At 34.2% G+C, this 22,081-nt stretch carries 20 protein-coding genes; 12 read left to right on the top strand and 8 right to left on the bottom strand.

Annotated elements, in window-relative coordinates; genetic code table 11:
- Positions 1-720: a DNA repair protein RecO gene (gene recO / locus FHP04_RS01375; protein ID WP_139854040.1), complete on the bottom strand. Its 720-nt coding sequence runs from the start codon at positions 718-720 to the stop codon at positions 1-3.
- The gene (gene porZ, locus FHP04_RS01370; protein WP_139854039.1) at positions 720-3,017 is read right to left on the bottom strand and encodes a type IX secretion system anionic LPS delivery protein PorZ; all 2,298 of its coding nucleotides are present in this window, start codon (positions 3,015-3,017) and stop codon (positions 720-722) included. The genes recO and porZ overlap by 1 nt, the downstream gene beginning before the upstream one ends.
- A 296-nt stretch (positions 3,018-3,313) precedes the next feature.
- On the opposite strand from porZ, the gene FHP04_RS01365 reads away from it, so the two are divergent.
- Positions 3,314-4,114, top strand: a complete 801-nt coding sequence (locus tag FHP04_RS01365) for a THC0290_0291 family protein (protein WP_139854038.1) — start codon at positions 3,314-3,316, stop codon at positions 4,112-4,114.
- 21 nt (positions 4,115-4,135) lie between these two features.
- Here the strand turns inward: FHP04_RS01365 and FHP04_RS01360 are convergent, their stop codons facing one another.
- The gene (locus FHP04_RS01360) at positions 4,136-5,278 is read right to left on the bottom strand and encodes a cystathionine gamma-synthase (protein WP_139854037.1); all 1,143 of its coding nucleotides are present in this window, start codon (positions 5,276-5,278) and stop codon (positions 4,136-4,138) included.
- 154 nt (positions 5,279-5,432) lie between these two features.
- Between FHP04_RS01360 and FHP04_RS01355 the strand changes: the two genes are divergently transcribed.
- Both FHP04_RS01355 and FHP04_RS01350 read left to right on the top strand, forming a co-directional pair.
- Positions 5,433-6,191 (top strand): DUF3298 and DUF4163 domain-containing protein, encoded by a 759-nt coding sequence (locus FHP04_RS01355; RefSeq protein WP_139854036.1) that lies wholly within the window; start codon positions 5,433-5,435, stop codon positions 6,189-6,191.
- A gap of 9 nt (positions 6,192-6,200) precedes the next feature.
- Positions 6,201-6,560, top strand: coding sequence for an arsenate reductase family protein (locus FHP04_RS01350; protein ID WP_139854035.1), 360 nt, complete (start codon positions 6,201-6,203; stop codon positions 6,558-6,560).
- A 163-nt stretch (positions 6,561-6,723) separates the two neighbouring features.
- Here FHP04_RS01350 and FHP04_RS01345 read toward each other — a convergent pair whose 3' ends face one another.
- A complete protein-coding gene (locus FHP04_RS01345) occupies positions 6,724-7,209 on the bottom strand; it encodes an acyl-CoA thioesterase (RefSeq protein WP_246051385.1) in 486 nt (161 codons plus the stop codon).
- A gap of 85 nt (positions 7,210-7,294) precedes the next feature.
- Here FHP04_RS01345 and FHP04_RS01340 point away from each other — a divergent pair, with 85 nt between their 5' ends.
- The 5 genes from FHP04_RS01340 to FHP04_RS01320 all read left to right on the top strand — a co-directional run bounded on the left by FHP04_RS01340 (position 7,295) and on the right by FHP04_RS01320 (position 11,733).
- Positions 7,295-8,257 (top strand): YheT family hydrolase, encoded by a 963-nt coding sequence (locus tag FHP04_RS01340; protein WP_139854033.1) that lies wholly within the window; start codon positions 7,295-7,297, stop codon positions 8,255-8,257.
- Between the two features lie 70 nt (positions 8,258-8,327).
- On the top strand, positions 8,328-9,185 hold the full coding sequence (locus tag FHP04_RS01335) for a YicC/YloC family endoribonuclease (RefSeq protein ID WP_139854032.1): 858 nt from the start codon (positions 8,328-8,330) through the stop codon (positions 9,183-9,185).
- A 66-nt stretch (positions 9,186-9,251) separates the two neighbouring features.
- Complete coding sequence (gmk, locus tag FHP04_RS01330; RefSeq protein ID WP_139854031.1) at positions 9,252-9,839, top strand: guanylate kinase; 588 nt, start codon at positions 9,252-9,254, stop codon at positions 9,837-9,839.
- Between the two features lie 37 nt (positions 9,840-9,876).
- Positions 9,877-10,467 (top strand): nicotinate (nicotinamide) nucleotide adenylyltransferase, encoded by a 591-nt coding sequence (gene nadD / locus FHP04_RS01325; protein WP_139854030.1) that lies wholly within the window; start codon positions 9,877-9,879, stop codon positions 10,465-10,467.
- Between the two features lie 261 nt (positions 10,468-10,728).
- Positions 10,729-11,733: an NAD(P)H-dependent glycerol-3-phosphate dehydrogenase gene (locus FHP04_RS01320; protein WP_139854029.1), complete on the top strand. Its 1,005-nt coding sequence runs from the start codon at positions 10,729-10,731 to the stop codon at positions 11,731-11,733.
- 54 nt (positions 11,734-11,787) lie between these two features.
- Here FHP04_RS01320 and FHP04_RS01315 read toward each other — a convergent pair whose 3' ends face one another.
- From FHP04_RS01315 to FHP04_RS01300, 4 genes are all read right to left on the bottom strand, one after another.
- Complete coding sequence (locus FHP04_RS01315) at positions 11,788-13,926, bottom strand: prolyl oligopeptidase family serine peptidase (protein ID WP_139854028.1); 2,139 nt, start codon at positions 13,924-13,926, stop codon at positions 11,788-11,790.
- Positions 13,927-14,045: 119 nt separating this feature from the next.
- A complete protein-coding gene (locus FHP04_RS01310; protein ID WP_139854027.1) occupies positions 14,046-14,426 on the bottom strand; it encodes a DoxX family membrane protein in 381 nt (126 codons plus the stop codon).
- A gap of 110 nt (positions 14,427-14,536) precedes the next feature.
- Positions 14,537-15,286, bottom strand: a complete 750-nt coding sequence (locus tag FHP04_RS01305) for a tetratricopeptide repeat protein (protein WP_139854026.1) — start codon at positions 15,284-15,286, stop codon at positions 14,537-14,539.
- A complete protein-coding gene (locus FHP04_RS01300) occupies positions 15,276-15,863 on the bottom strand; it encodes an RNA polymerase sigma factor (RefSeq protein WP_139854025.1) in 588 nt (195 codons plus the stop codon). Before FHP04_RS01300 ends, FHP04_RS01305 begins: the two co-directional genes overlap by 11 nt.
- A gap of 102 nt (positions 15,864-15,965) precedes the next feature.
- Between FHP04_RS01300 and FHP04_RS01295 the strand changes: the two genes are divergently transcribed.
- The 4 genes from FHP04_RS01295 to FHP04_RS01280 all read left to right on the top strand — a co-directional run bounded on the left by FHP04_RS01295 (position 15,966) and on the right by FHP04_RS01280 (position 22,065).
- Positions 15,966-16,967 carry a hypothetical protein gene (locus FHP04_RS01295; protein WP_139854024.1) on the top strand — a complete coding sequence of 334 codons (1,002 nt, stop codon included), beginning with the start codon at positions 15,966-15,968 and terminating at the stop codon, positions 16,965-16,967.
- 230 nt (positions 16,968-17,197) lie between these two features.
- Positions 17,198-18,958, top strand: a complete 1,761-nt coding sequence (locus FHP04_RS01290) for a T9SS type A sorting domain-containing protein (RefSeq protein ID WP_139854023.1) — start codon at positions 17,198-17,200, stop codon at positions 18,956-18,958.
- A 98-nt stretch (positions 18,959-19,056) separates the two neighbouring features.
- Positions 19,057-20,049 (top strand): hypothetical protein, encoded by a 993-nt coding sequence (locus FHP04_RS01285; RefSeq protein WP_139854022.1) that lies wholly within the window; start codon positions 19,057-19,059, stop codon positions 20,047-20,049.
- 3 nt (positions 20,050-20,052) lie between these two features.
- Positions 20,053-22,065, top strand: a complete 2,013-nt coding sequence (locus FHP04_RS01280) for a DUF7849 domain-containing protein (protein WP_139854021.1) — start codon at positions 20,053-20,055, stop codon at positions 22,063-22,065.
- Positions 22,066-22,081 lie beyond the last annotated feature (16 nt).

Genomic DNA, 22,081 nt, shown 5'->3' with positions numbered 1-22,081 from the left:
TTAATTAAATAACTGGTTTAATATAGCCAGGGATTTTGGTTTGTGATAACCTTGCACGTGGAAGCTATAGTAAGTTAAGATTAATTCTAACACTAGTTTTCTATCGTCTTTGGTGAGTTTAATGTCATTTAAATTTTTAGCATTTACACTGAAAAACTTTTTAAAGTCTTCAACTTGTGGCCCCTCAAAACAAATGTTTTCAAAATCTGTTGATTGGAAAACGCCTGCTTCAATGTTGAAATATTTTCCTTCAATGCTAGAGGTGTCAGGATAAAAACCTAAATACATACTTAATTTTAGTAGGAAGTAAATATGAAAGTTGGCAACATCATCATTCTGATCGAGCCATATAAACGAGTTTTCTAGAAAAGAATAAAGTTCCTCGTTTACTTCCTCTTCGTGAATACAGTTTTTAAGCATTTCAGATAAAAACATCACAAGACTAGACTTCACTATATCTGTGTGTAATGTTTGATATGGATAAAATACTTTGGCATCCTTGATATATTCTAAGGTGCCTTTATTTTTGTGGTCGGCTATTATTTCCAATTGAGTAAGAGGCTGAAAGAATGAAGTTCTTAAATTCCCTTTTTTCGACTTAAGAATGTTGCGTAACAGATAGGTTTTAATGCCTGCTGCTTCAGTATAACAAACAGCAATTAAATCGGCTTCAGAATATTTTATAGCTGAAAATACAATGGCTTTTGTTGCAACAACCATTATCGAATTATCATTATTTTAGAAACTTTAGTTTCGGCATAATCGTCTGTGGTCACAAGCACAAAGTAAACTCCAGACCTCACCTTATATTTTCCGAATGCAGTAGTGTCCCAAAGAATGCTTCCCCCTTCAGAAGTTTGTTCGAATACAAGGCTTCCGTTAATATCTGTGATTTTAACATTAGCTCCAGCAGTAAGTCCATCTATAGTAACATTTCCATTGAACCCTGGGCGTACTGGATTAGGAAAGGCCCGCAGCTTATCTAAGTTTTCACTTGGCGCAGTTGCACTTCCTTTGTAGGCTAATAAGCCTTGAGAAGTTGCGAAGTAAACAACTCCGCTATTTGGATCGATGGCTATATCTTGAACGTTATTTGTTGGTAATGGTGAATTATCCTTGTTAAATCGCAACAAGGTTTCTTGTCCATTTGGAGAAAGATAAAACACTCCTGAAGTGGCAGTTGAAATCCATTTATTATTTGATCCATCAACTTCAATATCTGTTATGGATTGTTCGTAAAGCAATTCTTGTGGAACTCCGTTTTCTAAAATAATTATAGCTTGAGACTGTGGAATTGATCCTTCATCAAAAAAACTTCCTGGACTGTATAGCACTCTAAGTCCTTTTAATGTGCCAATCCATAGTCTGTTTTGGCTATCTAAAGCTAATGCTCTAACGCTTAAGTTGGGTAAGTTTCCAGAGCCTGTACCCTCGCCAATTTTGTTGAATTTATTTGTTGATGGATTGTAACCTACCATCCCACTGCTATAAGTTCCGAAGAAAATGTTGTTAGCTCGATCAACAACTAATTTTGTCATTGCAAAATCAGATACAGGATCAATAATACTTGAAATATCTATTTTTTGAAATTGTCCTCCAGAAGATAGCTTTACAAGCGCATCATCTGTTCTACTTTGCACAAACCAAAGATTACCTTGACGATCATAATCTGACCCATATATTCTAATCCCTGCGTCACTTCCATTTAGTATGGCTTTGTCTAGAGGGCTGTTGTTTTCGTTGTATAATATTGAGGGTGCGCCTTCAATCATTTTAAGCAAACCGAATTGAAAACTACTCATAAATACCTCGTTGGGGTCTTGTGGATTTATAGTTACGTTTATTAAATCTGTAGGTTCGCCATTTACAGCAGTGCTTAATTCTTCATAAGAAGTATTAATCCAAACGGAATCTTTAAGTTGACTAACACCATATCTAGATAATGGGTATGGGTTAAAGTGTACCGTAACATCTCCAAAAGTAACCCAAAGTTGATTTTCACTTGCATCTAATGCAAAAGGCCTATTTCTTATAGGGCCATTTGGTAATACTTGAGTAGCTTGATTACTTCCTATTGGCACTATAAGTAAGCCGTCTTCTGTGGTTCCTAAGTAAACGTTGTTTCCAAAAACGAGACCGGATTGAAGTTTTAAATCAAAATCAATAACGTTGTTTACCATTGCTTCTTCAATAAAACCATCGGAGAACGCTTGAACAGAATTACTTGTTGTTATGGTAAGCAAGTTATCTGCTTTTCGAAAACTTTGAATAGAAGTACTGAAATTACGTACTGTCGTAGTCCCGCCTTGAGGAGTAACCTTTAAAACAGCATTTGAAGCGTTGGCGGCATAAATGCTTGAACCTAAAGTTTCTATTGCTTTAAATCCACCGCCAACAATAGTAGTCCACTGTCTGTAATCTATTAAATCGTCGTTATCAACTAATGCTCTTTTTATACCATCGGTAGATGAAGCAGCATAAATATAAGGCTCTTGAATAGTGGTTTGTACAATATCAATTTGGGTGCCCAAATCTCCAATAAAATAAGTATCTCCAAATTCTAAACGCGAAAGGTCATACACTGAAACTCCATATTGAGTAGATAAATAGAGCTGACCATTGTGTTCTCGAATGTTATTAATTCGTTTTTTATTAGGAGGAATGGATTGTTTTTCAACTATATCTACCACTTTTAATACATTCTGATCATCTTTTTTTACGATTTCAATAAGTCCATTTTCGTATCCAATAACCAACAAGTCGAAATCATCGCTGTAGTGAATTGTTGATATAGAGTTTCCTGAAAGACCATTTATTGAAGAAATAGTTTTTAATTCTTGTGTATTAAGATTGTAGGTAAATACAGCATTTTCAGCACCGACAAAAATAGTATTATCGCCTTGGGAAATATCTTTTACTGAAACATAAGAAAAATGACCAGTCCATTGATCTTCATAGTTCTGAGCAGTTGCCAGAATAGGAATTAACAATAGGAAAGCAATAGCCCACCACTTCATAAAATAGGTTTTGTATATTAACTTGCTAAAATACCATTTATTGCAGTATCAAAATAAATACATGTATAAAGTTTTCTCAAACTTTTAAAATTCGGCATTCAGAAAATATAGACAAATTGGCCATTCTTTAAATTTTGTAACAATCAAAAAACACAGCTAAAAAACTTTATTTTTATTCATTTAAATAAAAACATATCACTTGAATAATTATTAATTAACTAATTAGTAGAATAAAATTCAGACCTTTAACAAGTTTTTATATATTTGTTATAGTACAATTTAATCCCATATACATAATGCATATAAGAACTTGGCTTTTGGTAATTTCCTTTTTGGGGCTATTCCAACAAGCAGTATATGGTCAATTTGGCTTTTCTAATGAAGTAGGAATTATTGCTGGTCCGGTAGCGTTTTACTCAGATTTCGGTCAACGTCACGATTTTGAAACAAACTCAGGTAATATTGGTTTTGGAGTAGGTATCGTTCATTATCTAAATTTCGCCTATAGGGGTGATTTTAATATCTACACAAGATATACTTATTTTAACGATCACTTCAAAGTAAGGTCTGAGCTTGATTACCACGTAACAAAACTCGAACATTATGGCGAGTGGGTAGCTCCAGATAAAACATCATTATTTGCTGATCAGCTCCGCGCTATGTCTGGTGAAGTTACAGTTATAGATATTGGGTCTCGATTAGAATATTACCCATTAAGCATTAGGGCTTTTCAGGCAAAAGGTTATAAACTTATGCCGTATATAGGATTAGGAATTCACTGGGTGCATTACAAACCAGAAGTTCGATCTTCATTGGGAGATTTAAATAGCCCGATAACAACTCCTGTTAAATACTTTAATGCATTTCAGCAGCAAGCTGGTTCAACTTTTTCGGTAGTTGGAAGTGTGGGTGTTAGATATAAAATTGGTCAATTTAGCGACATTATGTTGGATAGCCGTTGGCAACAATACTTTACAGATTGGGCGGATGGATTAAATCCTTCTTTAGAAAATAATGGAGAACGGCCAGTTCCGGAAAACAAATCGAATGATTGGATTTATTGGTTAAATGTGGGATACATTTATTATATAAATTAATTGACATCACATTTCAAAACCTTAACCAATAGCTTGTTTTAAATCTGCAATTAAATCTTCTACATCTTCAATTCCCACAGAAAGACGTATTAACGAATCCACAACACCTAATTTTTCTCGCTCCTCTTTTGGAATACTAGCGTGTGTCATGCTTGCAGGATGTCCCGCCAGACTTTCTACACCACCCAAACTTTCAGCTAATGTGAAAATTTTTAGGTTTTCAACAATTCTAATTGCCTCATTATAATTGTTGCCCTTGGTTACAAATGAAATCATTCCTCCAAAATCTTTCATTTGCCCTTTTGCTATTGCATGATTTGGGTGCGTTTCAAATCCTGGCCAATAAACTTTTTCAATTTTTGGGTGTTGCGCTAGAAATTCAGCGATAGCTTTTCCATTTTCACAATGGCGTTGCATACGAACATGGAGTGTTTTTAAACCACGTAAAACCAAAAAGCTATCTTGTGGGCCACATATTGCACCACTAGCGTTTTGTATAAAATACAATTTGTCTGCTAATTTCTTGTCTTTTACAATTAAACCACCCATTACCACATCGCTATGACCTCCTAAGTATTTAGTAGCGCTGTGCATAACGATATCTGCTCCTAATTCTAATGGTTGCTGAAGATAAGGTGATGCAAAAGTATTATCAACGGCTAAAAGCAATTTGTATTTTTTAGCAATTGATGCAACTTTTTTAATATCTACAATATTTAAAAGTGGGTTTGTTGGGGTTTCTACCCAAATAAGTTTGGTTTTATTGTTTATGAATTTTTCAATAGTGTCTGCATTGTTCATTCCAACAAAATGAAAGGTAATACCAAATCCTTCAAAAATCTTTGTAAATAGTCGATAAGTGCCACCGTAAAGATCGTTTGTTGTGATTACTTCATCTCCAGGTTTAAAAAGCTTCATCACGGCATCTATTGCAGCAAGTCCACTTCCAAAGGCTAGACCAAATTTTCCATTTTCAATACTCGCAAATGCAGCTTCCAAAGCAGCGCGCGTAGGATTTGCACTACGCGAATACTCGAAACCTTTATGTCCACCAGGTGTAGTTTGCGAATATGTTGAGGTTTGATAAATTGGAGGCATTACAGACCCGTAAGCTGGGTCGATATTTTCTTGTCCGCCGTGAATGGTTTTTGTGTTAAATTTCATAGTATATTTTAAAACTTGAAAACGTAATTTAATATTCTGAAATAATTATATATCATTTAATAAAAATTTCACAATAGCTGATTTTAAAGTTATTACTTTTGAAAGAATAAATCTACCCCATTGGGGAAACAAATTAACCAATTCTTAATATAGTATGTATAAAAAATACGCGGTAGTAATTTTAGTTTTAATTGCTCTAACAAGTTGTACCCAAGATAGAAGTATAGAGTTCTCGTCTCAAAGTTTAACCGAAAAAGAACTATCGTATTGTAAGGACAAAGACTGTCCTGAAGTTACAATAAACTATGTTGAGGTTTTTGGAAATGAAAGTATTGCAGGAAAGATTAACAACAAAATAAAATCATTCATCTATCAGTCGCTTTTATTAGGTGAAGATACAACTCCAACAGCCAAAACCATTGAGGAGGCAGCAACTGGATTTATAGAGGTGTACTATGCCGACAAAGAACAATTTCCTGATATGGCTGGTGAATATTTTGCTGAGATTTCGGTAAATGAAATATACAACACTGAAAACCATATTTGTTTTGAACTGCGCCAATATCTTTATACTGGTGGTGCTCACGGATATGGAACTACAACATTCTTAAATATCGACCCAAGAACTGGAGAAGAGCTTTCTGCAAATGAGCTTTTTAAAAACAAGAATGAATTTGTCGATTTCGCGGAAGAAAAGTTTCGTGCACAGCAAGAAATTGATAAAAATGAATCAATAAATGCTACGGGATTTACCTTTGAAAATGATAAGTTTAGTCTTCCTGAAAGTTTTGGTTTTATACAAGACAGTTTAATTTTTGTTTACAATCAGTACGAAATTGCAAGTTACGCCGATGGTCCAATCGAGCTAAAAATTGCTTTAAAGGAAGCAAAACCATTTTTAAAGATTGATTAAATTTGAATTATGCAGAAAGTATATTATTTATCCACTTGTGACACGTGTAAGCGTGTAATGAATGAAATTGAAATTCCTTCGTCGTTTATAAAGCAAGACATAAAAGTTCAGGGGATTTCAGAAGAAGAATTAACAGAGCTTTTTAACCTTACCAACAGCTACGAAGATCTTTTTAGTAGAAGAGCAAAACTCTATCAAGAGCGTAACTTGAAAAACGAAGAACTTCTAGAGGAGGATTTTAAAAACTTAATTCTAGAGCATTATACGTTTTTAAAGCGACCTGTAATTGTTAATAACGACAAGATATTTATTGGCAGTAGTAAAAAAACTGTTGCAGCAGCTAAAGAGTCTATTCACTCTAATAAATAAACACTTTACATTATACCCTAATATAATAGGTGCATTTACTTTTTTAAATATTGTAGATATTATAATATAATTTATTTAATCAGATAAATGCACCTATGTTTATATAGCTTAATGAATACTTTTTTAAAAGTAATTCAACAAGTAAAATCAAAGGGGTTTAATTTTAAGCTTGTAATTCTAAGTCTCTTGGACGTATGTTGTTTTTACGTGTATCTTCTTTAGTAATTACTTCGAAGTCATCTGTTTTTTCAAAAGCGTTGAATTTCTCCAAAATTTCTTCTGGAAGTCCTGTGAGTTTACGAGCATTTAGGTCTATCCAACCGCCCATCATTTCACAGCTTGCAAAGTTTTTACCGTTTTCATCATAAAAGTTGTGAAGGAATTTAAAATACATTCCATCTTCTGAAAGTCCTTTTAGTTGAAGAGAAACCGAAACAGGTTTCCCAGGAAAAACTTCTCTGAAATAATACATATGTTCATAAAATGCCACTGGACCTAGATTGTACTTCACTAAATGCTTTTGGTCTAAGCCGTTTTCAATCATAAAAGCCATTCGAGTGTGGCTCATGTAATCTATATAAGCACTGTTACGTAAGTGACGATTAGCGTCCACATCACTCCAACGTATTTCAAATTGTTTTATATACATCTGTAATTTTTTCTGCAAATTTAAAGTACTTTTACTATGCAAGCATAATAAATTTGTTTAGATTGTGTTAAATCTTCATTAGCAAATGCCTATTCTAAAAAGTTCATATAACCCTAAATTTCCTTTTAAAAACGGACATTTTTCGACTATTTACTCTTCGAAGTTTCGCCCCATACCTCAATTGTTGCAGCATCGTGAAAGGTTAGTGTTACCCGATGCCGATTTTTTAGATATTGATTGGTCTTATTCAAAAGGTAATTCTAGTAAAGTAGCAATTCTACTACACGGATTAGAGGGAAACGCACAACGCACTTACATAGTAGCACAAGCAAAACACTTAGTTGATGATGGGTGGGATGTGGCGGCTGTAAATTTTCGAGGTTGTAGCGGGGAGCCAAACCTTTCATTTCAATCTTATAACGCTGGAAAAACAGACGACTTGGAAGCTGTTTTAGAATTAGTTTTAGACAAGAATAAATACAATGAAATAGCCTTAATCGGATTTAGTCTTGGAGGTAATTTACTTTTGAAATATTTAGGGGAGCGCGATACTTTTCCGAAAGAAATTAAAAAAGCAGTTTCAATTTCAACTCCTATTAGTTTAAGAGGATCATTAGAGTCGTTAAATAAGCTTTCCAACTGGATGTATAGAAAATCTTTCTTGATAAAACTTCGAGAAAAGTATAAAGTGAAAATGAATGATTTCCCTGAAAAAATGAGTTATTTAGAATACAAGAAAATCACAACTTTATTAGAGTTCGACAATGTTTATACCGCTCCAGCACATGGGTTTAAGGATGCTTACGACTATTATGAAAAAAACAGTAGTCTTCAATTTCTGCCGAATATTACTATTCCAGTATTTCTTTTAAACGCCCAAAATGATAGTTTTCTCTCTTCAGAATGTTACCCGATTCAGTTAGCAACAGAAATGAAAAACCTTTATTTAGAAATTCCCAAATATGGGGGTCACGTGGGTTTTCATCAATCTAATTTACGCTATTACAGTGAAGAGAGATCTTTAAAATTTTTAAATGAAGATTTTTAAAAACAGCTGCACTTTAACGACTATCCGCTAAAGACTATTTTATTACCTTTGCCGTCAATAAATTAAGTATATGATTCAATCAATGACGGGCTATGGCAAGGAAGTTGTCCAATTGCCTTCAAAAACTATTACTATAGAAATCAAGTCGCTTAACAGCAAAGGTCTAGATCTTAACACACGTGTGCCTTCAGCATACCGCGAAAAAGAATTAGAAATACGCGATATTCTTGCAAAATCTTTACAAAGAGGAAAAGTAGATTTTTCTCTTTACATTGAAGTTACTGGACAAGAAGTTGCTACTCAAATTAATGAGGATGCTGTAAAACAATACATCAAGCAATTAGCAAACGTAGTAAATGGCGATCCAGTTGAGCTATTAAAAATGGCAGTTCGCATGCCAGATGCTTTAAAAACTGAACGTGAAGAGATTGACGAGAAGGAATATGAAGAAATTTTAATAGGTATTAATAAATCTTTAGAAGCAATCAATAAATATAGATCGGATGAAGGGTTAGTACTTGAAAACGATTTTATTGAGCGTTCAAAAAATATATCGAAGTTACTCGATGACGTTGTGGCAATAGACCCAGAACGAATAGATGGAGTTAAAGAAAGATTGCGAAAAGCAGTAGCAGATATCAAAGAGAAAGTGGATGAAAATCGTTTTGAACAAGAACTTATCTACTATTTAGAAAAATACGATATCACTGAAGAAAAGGTTCGACTTAAAAACCACTTAGATTATTTCAATGAAACTCTAAAATCAAGCGATTCTAATGGTAAAAAACTTGGCTTTATTACTCAGGAGCTAGGTAGAGAGATTAATACTATTGGAAGTAAGGCAAACTACGCACCTATGCAGCAGATTGTTGTACAGATGAAAGATGAGTTAGAGAAAATTAAAGAACAAGCATTAAACGTACTTTAATACTTAGAGTTTAAAAAATAACTACAAAGCGTTCTACGCAAATAAGTTTTAAGTCAATACAGTTTTATGAATTCAGAAAAAGGGGGTAAATTAATAGTGTTTTCGGCACCTTCAGGAAGTGGAAAAACCACTATAGTTCAACATTTGTTAAAGCAAGAAGATCTCAACTTAAAATTTTCGGTTTCTTGTACTTCACGAGATCCAAGAGGTGATGAAAAGCACGGTGAAAACTACTATTTCATTTCGTTGAAAGAATTCAAACAACACATAAAAAACGATGATTTTCTTGAATGGGAGGAAGTTTACCGAGATAACTTTTACGGAACTTTAAAATCTGAAGTAGAACGTATTTGGGGAGAAGGAAAAAATGTGATTTTCGATATTGATGTTGCAGGAGGGCTTCGTATTAAAAAGAAATTTCCAGACCGTACCCTTGCTGTTTTTGTAAAACCACCAAGTATAGACGAATTAAAAATTCGTTTAAAAAAGCGAAAAACTGAGAGCGATGACCGTATCAATATGCGAATTGCAAAAGCCTCTGTAGAGCTTGCAACGGCCCCTCAGTTTGATAAAATTATAAAAAATCACGATTTGGAAACTGCTTTAAATGAAGCTCACGATTTAGTAAAAAACTTTATCGTTTCCAACAAATAACATACGTAAGAGCATTGCCTAGCAAGGTCTCAGCAATATGAAAAAACAAAAAAAAATAGGACTCTACTTCGGAACTTTCAACCCCATACATATGGGTCATCTGATTATTGCCAACCACATGGTAGAGTTTAGTGATTTAGATGAAGTTTGGTTTGTAATTACACCTCATAATCCGCACAAAAAGAAGAAGAATCTTTTGGAAGATTACCACCGTATGGCAATGGTGGAATTAGCGATTGATAATTATGATAAATTGCAAGCTAGTAATATTGAGTTTGGTTTACCGCAACCCAATTATACCGTTAATACATTAGCTCATTTAGAAGAAAAATATCCTTCAAGAGATTTTTGTTTGATAATGGGAGAAGACAACTTAAAGAGTCTTCATAAATGGAAAAACTATGAAGTAATATTAGAACGTTATTCTATCTATGTTTACCCACGTATTTCTGAAGGAGTAGTAGAAACACAATTTAACAATCACGAAAAAATTATTAAAGTTGATGCACCTATCATCGAATTATCTTCAACATTCATTAGAAAAGGTGTAAAAGACAATAAAAATATTCGTCCAATGCTTTCACCAGAAGTTTGGAAATATTTAGACGAGATGAATTTTTATAGATAAAAAAAACCGCCCCATTTAATTAAGATGGGACGGTTCTCAACTAAATAACCAACCAATAATTTTTCAAACTATCTCCATTATTTGGAGCTCTCATTTTAAAAATCACAACTATAACGCAGGACCTTCATTAAAGATTGCAATGGCTTTATTAAGGTAGTGTTAAAAGTTTCGATTGTAATTATGTACTTTTGACTTAAGAGTATCGATAGAAGATAAAATCTCTTAAGGTTGTAAAACCAAATCAATTTCTAAAACAAGAAAATGTCAGATAAACCAAAATTTGCAGTCTTTGGTGGCGGAAGTTGGGCCACAGCAATTGTAAAAATGCTAAGCGAAAACCTTGATGAAATCGGTTGGTATATGCGAAGCGAACAGGCTATCGAACACATAAAAGAACACGGTCATAACCCAAACTACTTGAGTTCAGTTGAGTTCCGTTTGGAGCAACTTAAACTCACCAATGACATAAACCAGGCTGTTGAAGATGCAGACTACTTAGTTTTTGTAATACCCTCTGCTTTTCTTCAACAGGAATTACAGAAACTAACGGCTTCATTAGAAGATAAAGTAGTGTTTTCAGCAATTAAAGGTATTGTTCCTGAAACAAGCTTGATTGTTGGCGATCATTTTAATACACATTATAAAGTTCCTTTTAATAATATAGGTGTTATTTCCGGTCCATGTCACGCTGAAGAAGTTGCTTTAGAAAGATTGAGTTACCTAACCATAGCTAGTGCAGACGACGAAAAAGCACAGATTGTTGCCAATATGTTGAGCAGTGATTACATAAAATGCACAACTAGTGATGATGTTTTAGGAACAGAATATGCCGCTGTTTTAAAGAATATTTATGCTGTAGCAGCGGGAATAGCACACGGATTAGGTTATGGAGATAACTTCCAAAGTGTTTTGATGAGTAACGCTATTCGCGAAATGAAAAAGTATGTAAAGAAGGTTCATAAAATGAAACGTGATATAAATGATTCGGCATATCTAGGAGATCTTCTAGTTACTGGTTACTCTATTTTTAGTCGAAATCGTTTGTTTGGCACAATGATAGGGAAAGGATACACTGTAAAAAGTGCTCAATTAGAAATGAGCATGATTGCCGAAGGATATTATGCCTCAAAAAGCGCATATCTGCTTAACCAGCAAAGAGGTAAAAAAAAAGCTAAAACCCCCATTATTGATGCTGTTTATGGAATTCTTTACGAGAATAAAGATCCTAAGAAAACGTTTAAAAAACTTACAGATAAGTTAGATTAAAAAAAAAGCCTCGCAATTTGCGAGGCTTTTCTTAGTTGTATGGTTTCGATTTAATTATTTCGATAGGCTTTTATAACCCATGTTGTATAAGGTAAATCCAAAGATATCGGCGTATTGCTCGATGGTTTTACTTACAGGAGTTCCTGCACCGTGACCGGCGTCCGTTTCAATTCTAATTAATACTGGATTATTGCCAGTTTGCTTAGCTTGAAGTTCCGCAGCAAATTTAAAACTATGTGCTGGAACAACTCTATCGTCGTGATCACCAGTTGTGATTAAAGTAGCAGGATATTCTACTCCTTCTTTAACATTGTGTAATGGTGAATAACCTTTTAAGTATTCAAACATTTCTTTGCTATCCTCAGCAGTACCATAGTCGTATGCCCAACCTGCACCAGCAGTAAAGGTGTGGTAACGTAACATATCTAGAACACCTACAGCAGGAAGTGCTACTTTCATTAAGTCTGGTCTTTGAGTCATTGTAGCTCCAACAAGTAATCCTCCGTTAGAACCTCCGCGAATTGCTAGGTAGTCACTAGAAGTGTAGTTGTTTGCAATTAAATACTCAGCAGCAGTGATAAAATCGTCGAATACGTTTTGTTTCTTCATCTGAGTTCCCGCATCATGCCATTTCTTACCATATTCACCACCACCTCTTAGGTTTGGTACAGCATAAACTCCGCCTTGCTCCATCCAGACTGCATTTGCAATGCTAAAGCTAGGAGTAAGACTAATGTTGAATCCACCGTAACCATAAAGGATTGTTGGATTTTTGCCGTCTAATTTTAATCCTTTTTTATGCGTAATAATCATCGGGATTTTTGTTCCGTCCTTGGAGGTATAGAAAACTTGGTTGCTTTCAAAATTGTCAGGATTAAAATCAATTTCTGGTTTAATAAATGATTCTGATTCTCCAGTTTCAATATTAAACTTGTAAATGCTTCCTGGAGTAACATAGTTTGTGAAAGAATAGTAAAGTTCTTTTTCTTCTTTTTTTGTTCCAAAACCACCTGCAGTACCTACGCCTGGAAGTTCAATTTCACGGATTAATTTTCCGTCATAGTCATATTGTTTCACCTTTGAAACAGCATCAATCATATAGTTAGCAAAAATGCTTCCCCCACCTGTGCTTGGAGTAAGAACATTTTCTGTTTCAGGAATTAAATCTTTCCAATTTTCTGGAGCTGGATTGGCTGCATCAACAGTTACAATTTTCTTATTTGGTGCGTTTTTATTTGTTACTATGTAAAGCTTAGAGCCTACGTTTTCTAGTACATAAGAATCTGAATCCGTATCGTTCAAAATTGTAACAAATTTTGCATTTGGATTTTTAAGGTCCTTTATAAATAGTTTATTTCCTGAAGTTGATGTGCTAGCGCTAATTAATAGATAGTTATTGTCTTCAGTAACTGATGCACCAATGTATCGATGCTTTTCTTCTGGAGTTGCACCAAAAATTACTTTGTCATCACTTTGTGGAGTTCCCAATTTGTGATAGTAAACTTTATGCTGGTCTGTTTTAGCAGATAATTCACTTCCTTTTGGCTTATCGTAGCTAGAATAGTAGAAACCATCTTCACCTTTCCAAGATAGTCCACTAAACTTTACATCCTTAAGAGTATCGCCTACTATTTCTTTAGTTTCAGTATTCATTACGATTACTTTTCTCCAATCGCTTCCACCTTCAGAAATAGCGTAAGCTAGCTTACTACCATCTTTTGAAAAGCTCGCTTGCCCTAATGAAATAGTACCATCTTCTTTAAACGTGTTTGGGTCTAAGAAAACTTCAGCTGTGCTTGGGTCTTCTCCAGTTTTATATCTGTAAATTACATATTGATTTTGTAATCCATCGTTTTTATAGAAATAAGTGTAGTTTCCTTCTTTAAAAGGTGCTCCTACTTTTTCATAGTTCCAAATATCAGAAAGGCGTTTTTTTAACTCCTCTCTAAATGGAATTTTATTTAAATAATCGAAAGTTACTTCGTTCACAACTTTAACCCATTCTGCGGTTTCAGCGCTGCGGTCATCTTCTAACCAGCGATATGGATCTTTTACCTCAACACCAAAATAAGTGTCTACTGTATCTACTGTTTTAATCTGTGGATATGTCACTGTTGTTACTTCTTTTTTAGGCTCTTCTTTACAGCCAACCAGAGCGAGTAATAAAACTGCTGGAACGATTGATAACTTCATATTTGTTGATTTTTTATAAGAAGTGTAAATGTACAATTTTTTAAGATTGCAGGAAACTATATAAAAAGTGAAAAGCTTCCATAATTGAAAGCTTTTCATTTTAAAATTTTTAAAGGTGATTAAGTAAATAGCGGCCTATATACACTCCAATATTTGTAAATTAAAACTACATTCAGAAGGATGACAATAATTGCAATTAAAAGTCCGGGAGTGTCTAAGAATAAATGAAATAAAAGGATATTAACGGAAATTGGAGCTAACAATAATAGCGCAAATGGAACCCATTTTCCTATTACAAGCATAAGTCCAATAGCAACTTCGAACACTCCAACTACATACATAATATAGCCAGAGTCGCTGAGTGAGTCTATGAAACGTGCGGCGTCATCAGTATAAATGTGAGTGGGTAAAAAACTAAAGTGGAATAATTTGCTCAGTCCAAAAAAGAGCAAACCTAAACCCAAAATGGTGCGGATTATTTTTGTAAACGAGGAATTCATAACTTATTGGTTTTAAGGTTGGTTCCTTAAAGATAATAAAAATAATCTCGTTAATTGATATTGATATGTTTAAAAATTAATAGAGATATTATAAATTTAATATTTAAGGCTTAAAGCTTTGAAAGTAACTTTTGAGCTTTTTGATATTCGGGGTCACTTGAAGTAATAGAATTAGCGACTTTCTTAGCCTCCTTATAGCGTTTTTGCTTAAGATAACTTAACGCCTTAATCCATTTGGCTTTTGATGCGTAAACAGAATTACTTTCAGATATTTTTTTCAATAAACTATCTGCTTCATCATACTCACTCAATTCAACTAAGGCAACCGACTTATAATACTGAAGTTGTAAATTATTGGGTTCTACTTTTAAAAGTTCGTTAAAGTATATTAGTGCTTTTGAGTAGTCTGCTGAATTAAATGCTACTTCAGCATTTTTTGTAGTTTCATCTACATCGCTTCTTACAGTTAATGAAATGGTTTCCCGGGCTGCGAAGTCAGAATATGTAGGTTTACTGAAATTATTAAAAATGAAAATTCCGATTGCCAGTAATATAGATGCGGCAATTCCGTATTTCCAAGGCTTAAATTTAATTACTTTTTTCTCTGTTGTAACCTTTGATGGCTTGTAATTAAAATTTGAATTAGCCTGTTTGATGGTTTCTAAAACCGTAGCTCGCTCCGGCGATAGTCTATTTTCTAAAATGATATAAATATTTTTAAACTCTAAAAATTCTGCTTCAAACTTCGAATCTTCATTCAATTTTCTTTCAAAGGTTTCGCGTTCGGAACTTGATAGTTCTTTTTCTAGATATGCAACAAATAATTCATGGGCTTCACTTTCCATATCACTAATAGTCATTTTGAAGCTTTCTATACAGAGAGCTTTCTTTAATTAATTGGGTTAATTTGCTAATGCAAAGTGACTTTTTTTTGCGGGCGTAAGCATAAGTTACTCCTAATTGCTCTGCCACTTCTTGCATAGACATTGCTGAAAAACCTAAGGTAATTATTCGTTTACAGGTTTCTCCCATTTTTGAAAGCACAGACATATATAAATTCTGTTGCTCTTCAAATTGCTGAGTTTTTTCTGCATTTTCATCAGCATCGTCTTTAATAGATAAACGTTCCTCCTCAATTGTTACCTCTTTACTACCACTTTTTTTAAGTGTATTAAGCCATTTCCGTTTACAGATCAGAAAAAAATAGGCGTCAAAAGGGCAAGTAAGCTTTAATCCTTTTGTTTTTGCCTGATCATAAATTGTAATTAAAGTTTCTTGAATTATATCTCTTGCCGCTGTTTCATCTCCACTGTTTTTACAAACATAAGCAATCACTTTGGGCGCAAATTTTTCATAGATCTCATTTATAAGAGTACTGTCGTTAGCAAGAAGCGCTTCAACATATCGCTGGTCTGAATGTATCTTTTTTGTTTCCAAAGTTTGGTTTTAAAAACTTAAAAATAATGAAAACTAACAACTGAGGGGTAACAATATTTAAAACTATTGATATAAGGGTATAATCTTAAAAAATTAGAACTCATGAAAAATGTAATGAACAAACAAATGAAAACACCCTTTTCAAAACTTTTACTAGTTGGCTTACTAGCTTTATTAGCTATAGGGTGTAGTAAAGAGGAAGAGGTAGATACAATAACAGATGTAGCATTCGTGCCTCCTTCTTCAGCTCAGTTTCAAGGTTTAAGAGAAATTGCTCTAACCGATCACACAGAAACTGTAAGTTTTAATGCTGAAAATGGCCTTTCTTTTACTTCAAATGATGGAACTGTTTTAAATATTCCTGCAAACTGTTTAACGCTAAATGGCAATTTAGTAACTGGTGAAGTAGAGCTAAGTTTTGTCGATATTTTTGAAAGTGGAGATATGTTATCTACCAATAAGCCAACTATGGGACTAAATTCAAATGGAGATAAAGCAATGCTAATTACCGGTGGAGAGTTTTATATAGAAGTGACAAAAGATGGCGTTCCTCTAGATTCTGGATGCGTGTTGCAGCTTTTAGTACCTGGAGAAAATACGGGAGGGGCAGATCCAGAAATGATTTTGTGGAAAGGAATTATTGATGAGAAAGGAGATCTTACTTGGGATGAAGTTGAGCCAGGTACACACAATGAGCTATTTACTGAAGGTGAAACTTATATTGTGTTTTTAGACGAATTTGGATGGACAAATATTGATAAGTTTTACAGTGATCCTAGACCTAAAACTACATTAAAAGTAAAAGCTCCTGAAGGTTTTGATTATGAAAATAGCGCGGTATATCTGTCTTATGATGGAGAACCTAATGCCTTGGCTCAACTAGATACCTTTGATGAGCAGGCAGGATTGTTTTCTGAACATTATGGACAAATTCCTATAGGGTTGAAAGTGCATATAATTTTTGCAACCGCAGAAGGAGACAATTGGAGATACGCCATTCAAGGAGTTACAATTGCTGAAAATGATATTTATGTGTTTGACCTTGAAGATACCCAAGTGAATACGCACGAGAATATGGTGGCGGCTATTAATAATTTACCATAGTAAGTTGGTGTGTTGATTAGTTGTTTAATTTAATAGCCAGAGAAGGTCACTATAAAAGTGACCTTCTTTTTTTATAAAATATCACTTTCAATTAAGTCTCACAGAGGTTTAGACGCTCTTCCTTTTTATTTTTTTTCTCAAAACAGGGGTAACATTTTTAAAAGCTATTGATATAAGTATGAAGCAGCAAAAGGTTGCTGAATTATAAATATTAATTAAAGACATTTATTATGAAGACAAAATTATTTTCACTCGCATTAATCGGATTATTTTGCTTGAAAATACAAGCGCAGCCTTTTCAAAGAGAGGTACAGCATAATTCAGATATCTATCACGATCTTAACATCGAGGTTATCGATGACGGCAGCACAGACTTTATAGTTGCCAGCAATATATTTGATTCTACAATGACTAGTTCTGTGGTTAGTCTAAAAAGAATGGATGAAAACGGAATGATTATTTGGGCAAAAGAATATTCAGACAGCTCTTTACAAAACGCAAGAGTTTTTGATGTTGCAAATATATTAGGTGTTGTAGCCATTACAGGTTCTATAGATGTAGGTAGTACAAAGCGAACTTTTATCGCAAAAATTGATGCTGCTTCAGGAAATGTGATAAATGTAAACTACTACGATATTGTTGGGTCTAGCTTCAATTCAACTGGGCTTAATATTGCATATACAGATACAGATGCCGATAACGACGGAACTACAGATCCAGGTTTTGTAGTTGGAGGATTTGTTAGTAGTTGCTATAATTTAGACAACCAGTGTTCATTTAATATGGGGTATGTACTTAGAGTTGATGAATTCTTAAATGTAATTTGGACTACAGAGGTAGATAGTTTAGGAACATCTGGAGCAAATAACGACTACGATTTTATCAATAATATCACCGAAACTAACAATGGGTTTTTCCTAACTGGAAGTGCTACAGGTATTACTCAACAAGGTTTTGAAAGACAAGGTGTATTGGCCTTGCTTATAGACCATCAAGGTAATTCACTTTGGGATAAAAGTTATATATACGGAAACTTTAGAGATGTAAGTGTTGATGCATATTACGAAGCTAGTACTGGAAATATTTACATGCTATCTAATTACTCGTCAATGCATAATTTCGGAATTACCGTTTTTGATACTTCTGGAAATATAATAAACAGCCTTTCTTGGGTAATTAACTCAGGATATTTAGATCGATACGGATTTACCTTAAAAGAATCTGTTCTTAGCCCAGATAACTTAGTGGTCTTTGGATATAATCGAGAAGAGTATTGGACAAATGGAGCTGGAGATGTAAAATATGGACAAAGCAATGTGTTTACCTACGAATTTGAAAAAGCAACTGGTAATCAGGTTTCTATTGCTTACCAATTTTTGAATACTCATGTTGAAGCACCTGGAGATGAATATAATTTTTGGAACGGGCAAATGCCTTTAATTTACTATCCAGATATGGCCACAGTGCTGAATTTAAATTCTGGATCTCAAGACGACTATATCACTGCAGGATATCAAACCCCAGACGGAATGCCATATACTTTTGCCGAAATCACTAGAACTTCAGATAAAAGAAATATGTGTGATAATATGAACCTTACTTTATCACATACATCCATTAGTGTTTATGAAATCCCAGTTAGTTCTGGCCTTGTAACTACTACTGAAGGCCCGATGAATTTTAATGATACTGCATATTCATATACACTTACTAACTGTGATGGTACAATGGGAGTAGAGAATAACTCTATCAACACAGGTGGTTTGTTTCCTAATCCTACAAACGGAGAGCTTACAGTTTTCCTAAATAATAACACCATAAAATCTCTAGCTATTTATTCAGTTTTAGGACAAAAAATGAAAGAGATTAATCTTAACGGAACAGGAAGTACTACAACTTTAAATGTTTCAGACTTACAGAAAGGAGTTTATTTTATTAATATAGAAGACAACTTGTCTAAAAACCAAGTGCTTAAATTTATTAAAAACTAACAAAAACCTTCAATTCAATTAAGCTCCCATTTCAGTTAACTCTAAAGTGGGAAGCTTTTTTATAAAAGTTGTATCTTGTGTACTGTAATAGCTTAAATATGAAGAAATTATTTAATTGTATTTGTTTAGGTGTTTTCTTAATCATGTCTGGCTGCAGTTCCGATTCTGAAGACTGTGAAGTTGGAGCTGTTGAAAACCCAAATCAACAAGGACCAATTGATGGGGCAATCTATAAACAAAGCGCATTAGACTGCCGAGTTCCAAAGCTACAAGTTTTTCAGTTCAACAATTATACAAGCACTGAGATTAAGGCTAACCAAAATACAATTTTATATATTTCTGAGGGGACCTTTCAAAAATTAGATGGGACCATAATAGATGGTGAAATAACATTTTCCATACTTGAAATGTATAACGCTGGGGAAATTATTGCTTGTCAACTTTCTACAAATGGCATTAATAGTAACCAAACAGTAGAGCCTTTACTAAGCGAAAGTATATTCTACATAAATGCTGAACACAATGGAAACCCAGTATTGATGAATGGGGAAATACAAGTGTTTATCCCTTCTGATAATGAAAGCTTAGATTTATCTTTATATGTATCACCTTCTTGTAATGAAATTGAATGCTCAGTGCTATGGGAGGTCGTGCCTCAATACAGTGTTTTTGAAGAACCTTATCAAGATGCATCAGGGAATATAATTTCAGGATATCGCGCTGTAATAGGTGAGTTAGGCTGGTATAGTTTTGCACGATACAACCCTAGTACTGAAGAAAGGGGTGTTTTATATAACAAAGCCCACTCGCCATATTCACTTGCAAATAGCAATGTTTTTCTTAAGTACGATTCCAATAGCATCGGAGTTGGTATGTTTTCAGAATATGATACAGAAAACGAGGTTTTTAGTGAAAAGTTTAGCCAGATCCCAAAAAACATAACTGCGAATGTGATATTTGTAAGTAAACCTGAATCAGAGTTTTTATTCGATTCTTCTCCAGTAGTTACTAAAGATGGTAAAATAACAGTCACTCGAAACACCAAAAACGGTTCGGAGAGAAATCTAGTTGACTACATTAACAATTTATAAACTATGGTGAACCTTTTACGCACTTTTTTGTCTGCACTAGCTGTTTTTTTACTTTCAATAAGTATGGTAGGGCAAAGTCCAGTTCAAGATACACTTACGCGAACTGCTCCAATTTTTTATGATGTAATGGGAAACAAAGTTGACTTTTCTCCAGAAATGCCTCCGTTAAATCAAATAGCAGGTGCGCCGAAAGCTTTTTATACTTACCACTGGGAGTTTGGTGATGGGAACTATAGCAATAAAAAAAATCCGAAACACACTTACAAAAATAAGGGTGAATATACTGCTAGGCTTTGGAGTACTAATAATTACGACAATGGGAAACCGCCAAAAAGCCGACCTGAAAAAATTAGAATTACCTCAACAGATATAGGTGGTGCAAGTGCTTCTCTAGATTCTTCAGAAGCTATTCCCTCAATCTTTCCTGAAGATGAACACTTAATTATACGCTCCAATCGCGATCCACTTCCCGACGAAGAAATGGTGCTAATTACTAGTTACAAAAACACAAAAGATTATGTAACAAGTGGAAGTTTATATCTTTTTTATAACGACAAAAAGTTTAAAGACGACAATTTTATTCTTGAAGATACTCGTTTACATCACGGTGAAAAAATAGCTCCAATAGATCCGATGTTTGCTGCTCAATTTGAAGCTGATGAATCCGATTATTATATGGCTGGAACAGAAGTTATTCCTCGTATTCGTACAAAAATAGTTCAGGATTCTACTAAGAGATTGGTGCTGCCAGTAACGCTGGAAGAATCAAGAAAACTATACAGGAATCACCAACTAATAGAATTCGAAAACATGCAGCCAGGGGAGGAACGCCACATTTTTAGAACCTTAAAAACCACCCCTGAAATGCTAAAAGATACTAGCGCTTTAGTAACGCTTAGAACTATTTATGTGCCTGATAATAACTACGGAAACCATACCGTAAAAGATACCGAATTGGAGATTGTAACATCGCACGACCCTAATAAAATGTCGACTAACGGTTTCTTATTAAACTATCGCTTGGTTCGATATAAAAAAGTTAAGTTTAAAGTAAAATTTCAAAATGACGGTGAAGGCCCAGCAAACACAATCCGTTTAGAAGTTGACACTCCAGAGATGTTTGATAAAAGTACGTTAGAAGTAATCGATATGTATCCCGAATGTCCCATTTGTCCTAAAGAAAAAGAGGTTAATTATTCATGTTTAGACACTATAGCAGGAAAGGATAAACTTATATTCACTTTCAAAAACATTTATCTTCCTGGTACAGCACAAAAAAATGTTATGGAACGCGATTCTACTAAGGGTTTTGTGAAATATGCTATGAAATTTGGCGATGACTTTCACAAAAAGAAGACTAAGAGTCGAACCGCAATATATTTTGATAAAAATGAACCTATAATCACAAATTATAGTACAACCCGATTTATGCCTGGAATTTCTATAGGTGCAAAAGCTGGATATATTTATACGCCTTCGGTAGATAAAAGTCGGGAGGTATTTGCCGGAGTAACAGTTTCTCCTTTTAAATCGTATCGCGGGTATTGGCAAAGTGAATTTTTTGTTTCTGCAGCATCCTTCGAGGAGTTAAAGAGGTTTGAGTCCTCCGACCTCAATGATGTGGGGATTGAAAGTCTTCAACGCTTTTCAGAAAAAAATAAAGAAAATAATATTACAGCCTATCTCGTGCCTATTTCCTATCGCTATAACTTAAATAACTTCTTGGCGGTTGGTGCTGGAGTTCAACTTAAGCTCGATTTTCAAAGTAAAATTTCTACCCAAACAACTGGTGAGGCTTATTTGAATATTCCAGATGAAGGAATAATTAGGGATGAAACGAATGATACATTTCAAAAAACCGAATGTACCGAAAGTTTTACCAATTTTAATAGTGGGGTTTTTATAGGTGTGAATGCAGGTGGTGTTAGAATCGGTCCGAGTTTGGGAGTTCGATATGTGTTTAACTTTAACCAACCCACTTCTCAACTTCAAGCCTATGCAATTTGGAAATTTTAAAAAAGCACATAATTAG

The sequence above is a fragment of the Aequorivita sinensis genome, assembly GCF_006346335.1.
Taxonomy (GTDB): Bacteria; Bacteroidota; Bacteroidia; order Flavobacteriales; family Flavobacteriaceae; genus Aequorivita; species Aequorivita sinensis.
The sequence above is the reverse complement of the archived record's forward strand: the minus strand, read 5'-3'. Positions and strand labels throughout refer to the sequence as shown.

What these genes read in the sequence shown, in the direction of transcription:
- recO (WP_139854040.1), bottom strand. Translation starts at nt 720, where the DNA reads ATGGTTGTTGCAACAAAAGCCATTGTATTTTCAGCTATAAAATATTCT.
- FHP04_RS01340 (WP_139854033.1), top strand. Translation starts at nt 7,295, where the DNA reads ATGCCTATTCTAAAAAGTTCATATAACCCTAAATTTCCTTTTAAAAAC.
- gmk (WP_139854031.1), top strand. Translation starts at nt 9,252, where the DNA reads ATGAATTCAGAAAAAGGGGGTAAATTAATAGTGTTTTCGGCACCTTCA.
- porZ (WP_139854039.1), bottom strand. Translation starts at nt 3,017, where the DNA reads ATGAAGTGGTGGGCTATTGCTTTCCTATTGTTAATTCCTATTCTGGCA.
- FHP04_RS01360 (WP_139854037.1), bottom strand. Translation starts at nt 5,278, where the DNA reads ATGAAATTTAACACAAAAACCATTCACGGCGGACAAGAAAATATCGAC.
- FHP04_RS01310 (WP_139854027.1), bottom strand. Translation starts at nt 14,426, where the DNA reads ATGAATTCCTCGTTTACAAAAATAATCCGCACCATTTTGGGTTTAGGT.
- FHP04_RS01350 (WP_139854035.1), top strand. Translation starts at nt 6,201, where the DNA reads ATGCAGAAAGTATATTATTTATCCACTTGTGACACGTGTAAGCGTGTA.
- FHP04_RS01320 (WP_139854029.1), top strand. Translation starts at nt 10,729, where the DNA reads ATGTCAGATAAACCAAAATTTGCAGTCTTTGGTGGCGGAAGTTGGGCC.
- FHP04_RS01315 (WP_139854028.1), bottom strand. Translation starts at nt 13,926, where the DNA reads ATGAAGTTATCAATCGTTCCAGCAGTTTTATTACTCGCTCTGGTTGGC.
- FHP04_RS01295 (WP_139854024.1), top strand. Translation starts at nt 15,966, where the DNA reads ATGAAAAATGTAATGAACAAACAAATGAAAACACCCTTTTCAAAACTT.
- FHP04_RS01290 (WP_139854023.1), top strand. Translation starts at nt 17,198, where the DNA reads ATGAAGACAAAATTATTTTCACTCGCATTAATCGGATTATTTTGCTTG.
- FHP04_RS01355 (WP_139854036.1), top strand. Translation starts at nt 5,433, where the DNA reads ATGTATAAAAAATACGCGGTAGTAATTTTAGTTTTAATTGCTCTAACA.
- nadD (WP_139854030.1), top strand. Translation starts at nt 9,877, where the DNA reads ATGAAAAAACAAAAAAAAATAGGACTCTACTTCGGAACTTTCAACCCC.
- FHP04_RS01335 (WP_139854032.1), top strand. Translation starts at nt 8,328, where the DNA reads ATGATTCAATCAATGACGGGCTATGGCAAGGAAGTTGTCCAATTGCCT.
- FHP04_RS01345 (WP_246051385.1), bottom strand. Translation starts at nt 7,209, where the DNA reads ATGTATATAAAACAATTTGAAATACGTTGGAGTGATGTGGACGCTAAT.
- FHP04_RS01285 (WP_139854022.1), top strand. Translation starts at nt 19,057, where the DNA reads ATGAAGAAATTATTTAATTGTATTTGTTTAGGTGTTTTCTTAATCATG.
- FHP04_RS01365 (WP_139854038.1), top strand. Translation starts at nt 3,314, where the DNA reads ATGCATATAAGAACTTGGCTTTTGGTAATTTCCTTTTTGGGGCTATTC.
- FHP04_RS01280 (WP_139854021.1), top strand. Translation starts at nt 20,053, where the DNA reads ATGGTGAACCTTTTACGCACTTTTTTGTCTGCACTAGCTGTTTTTTTA.
- FHP04_RS01305 (WP_139854026.1), bottom strand. Translation starts at nt 15,286, where the DNA reads ATGACTATTAGTGATATGGAAAGTGAAGCCCATGAATTATTTGTTGCA.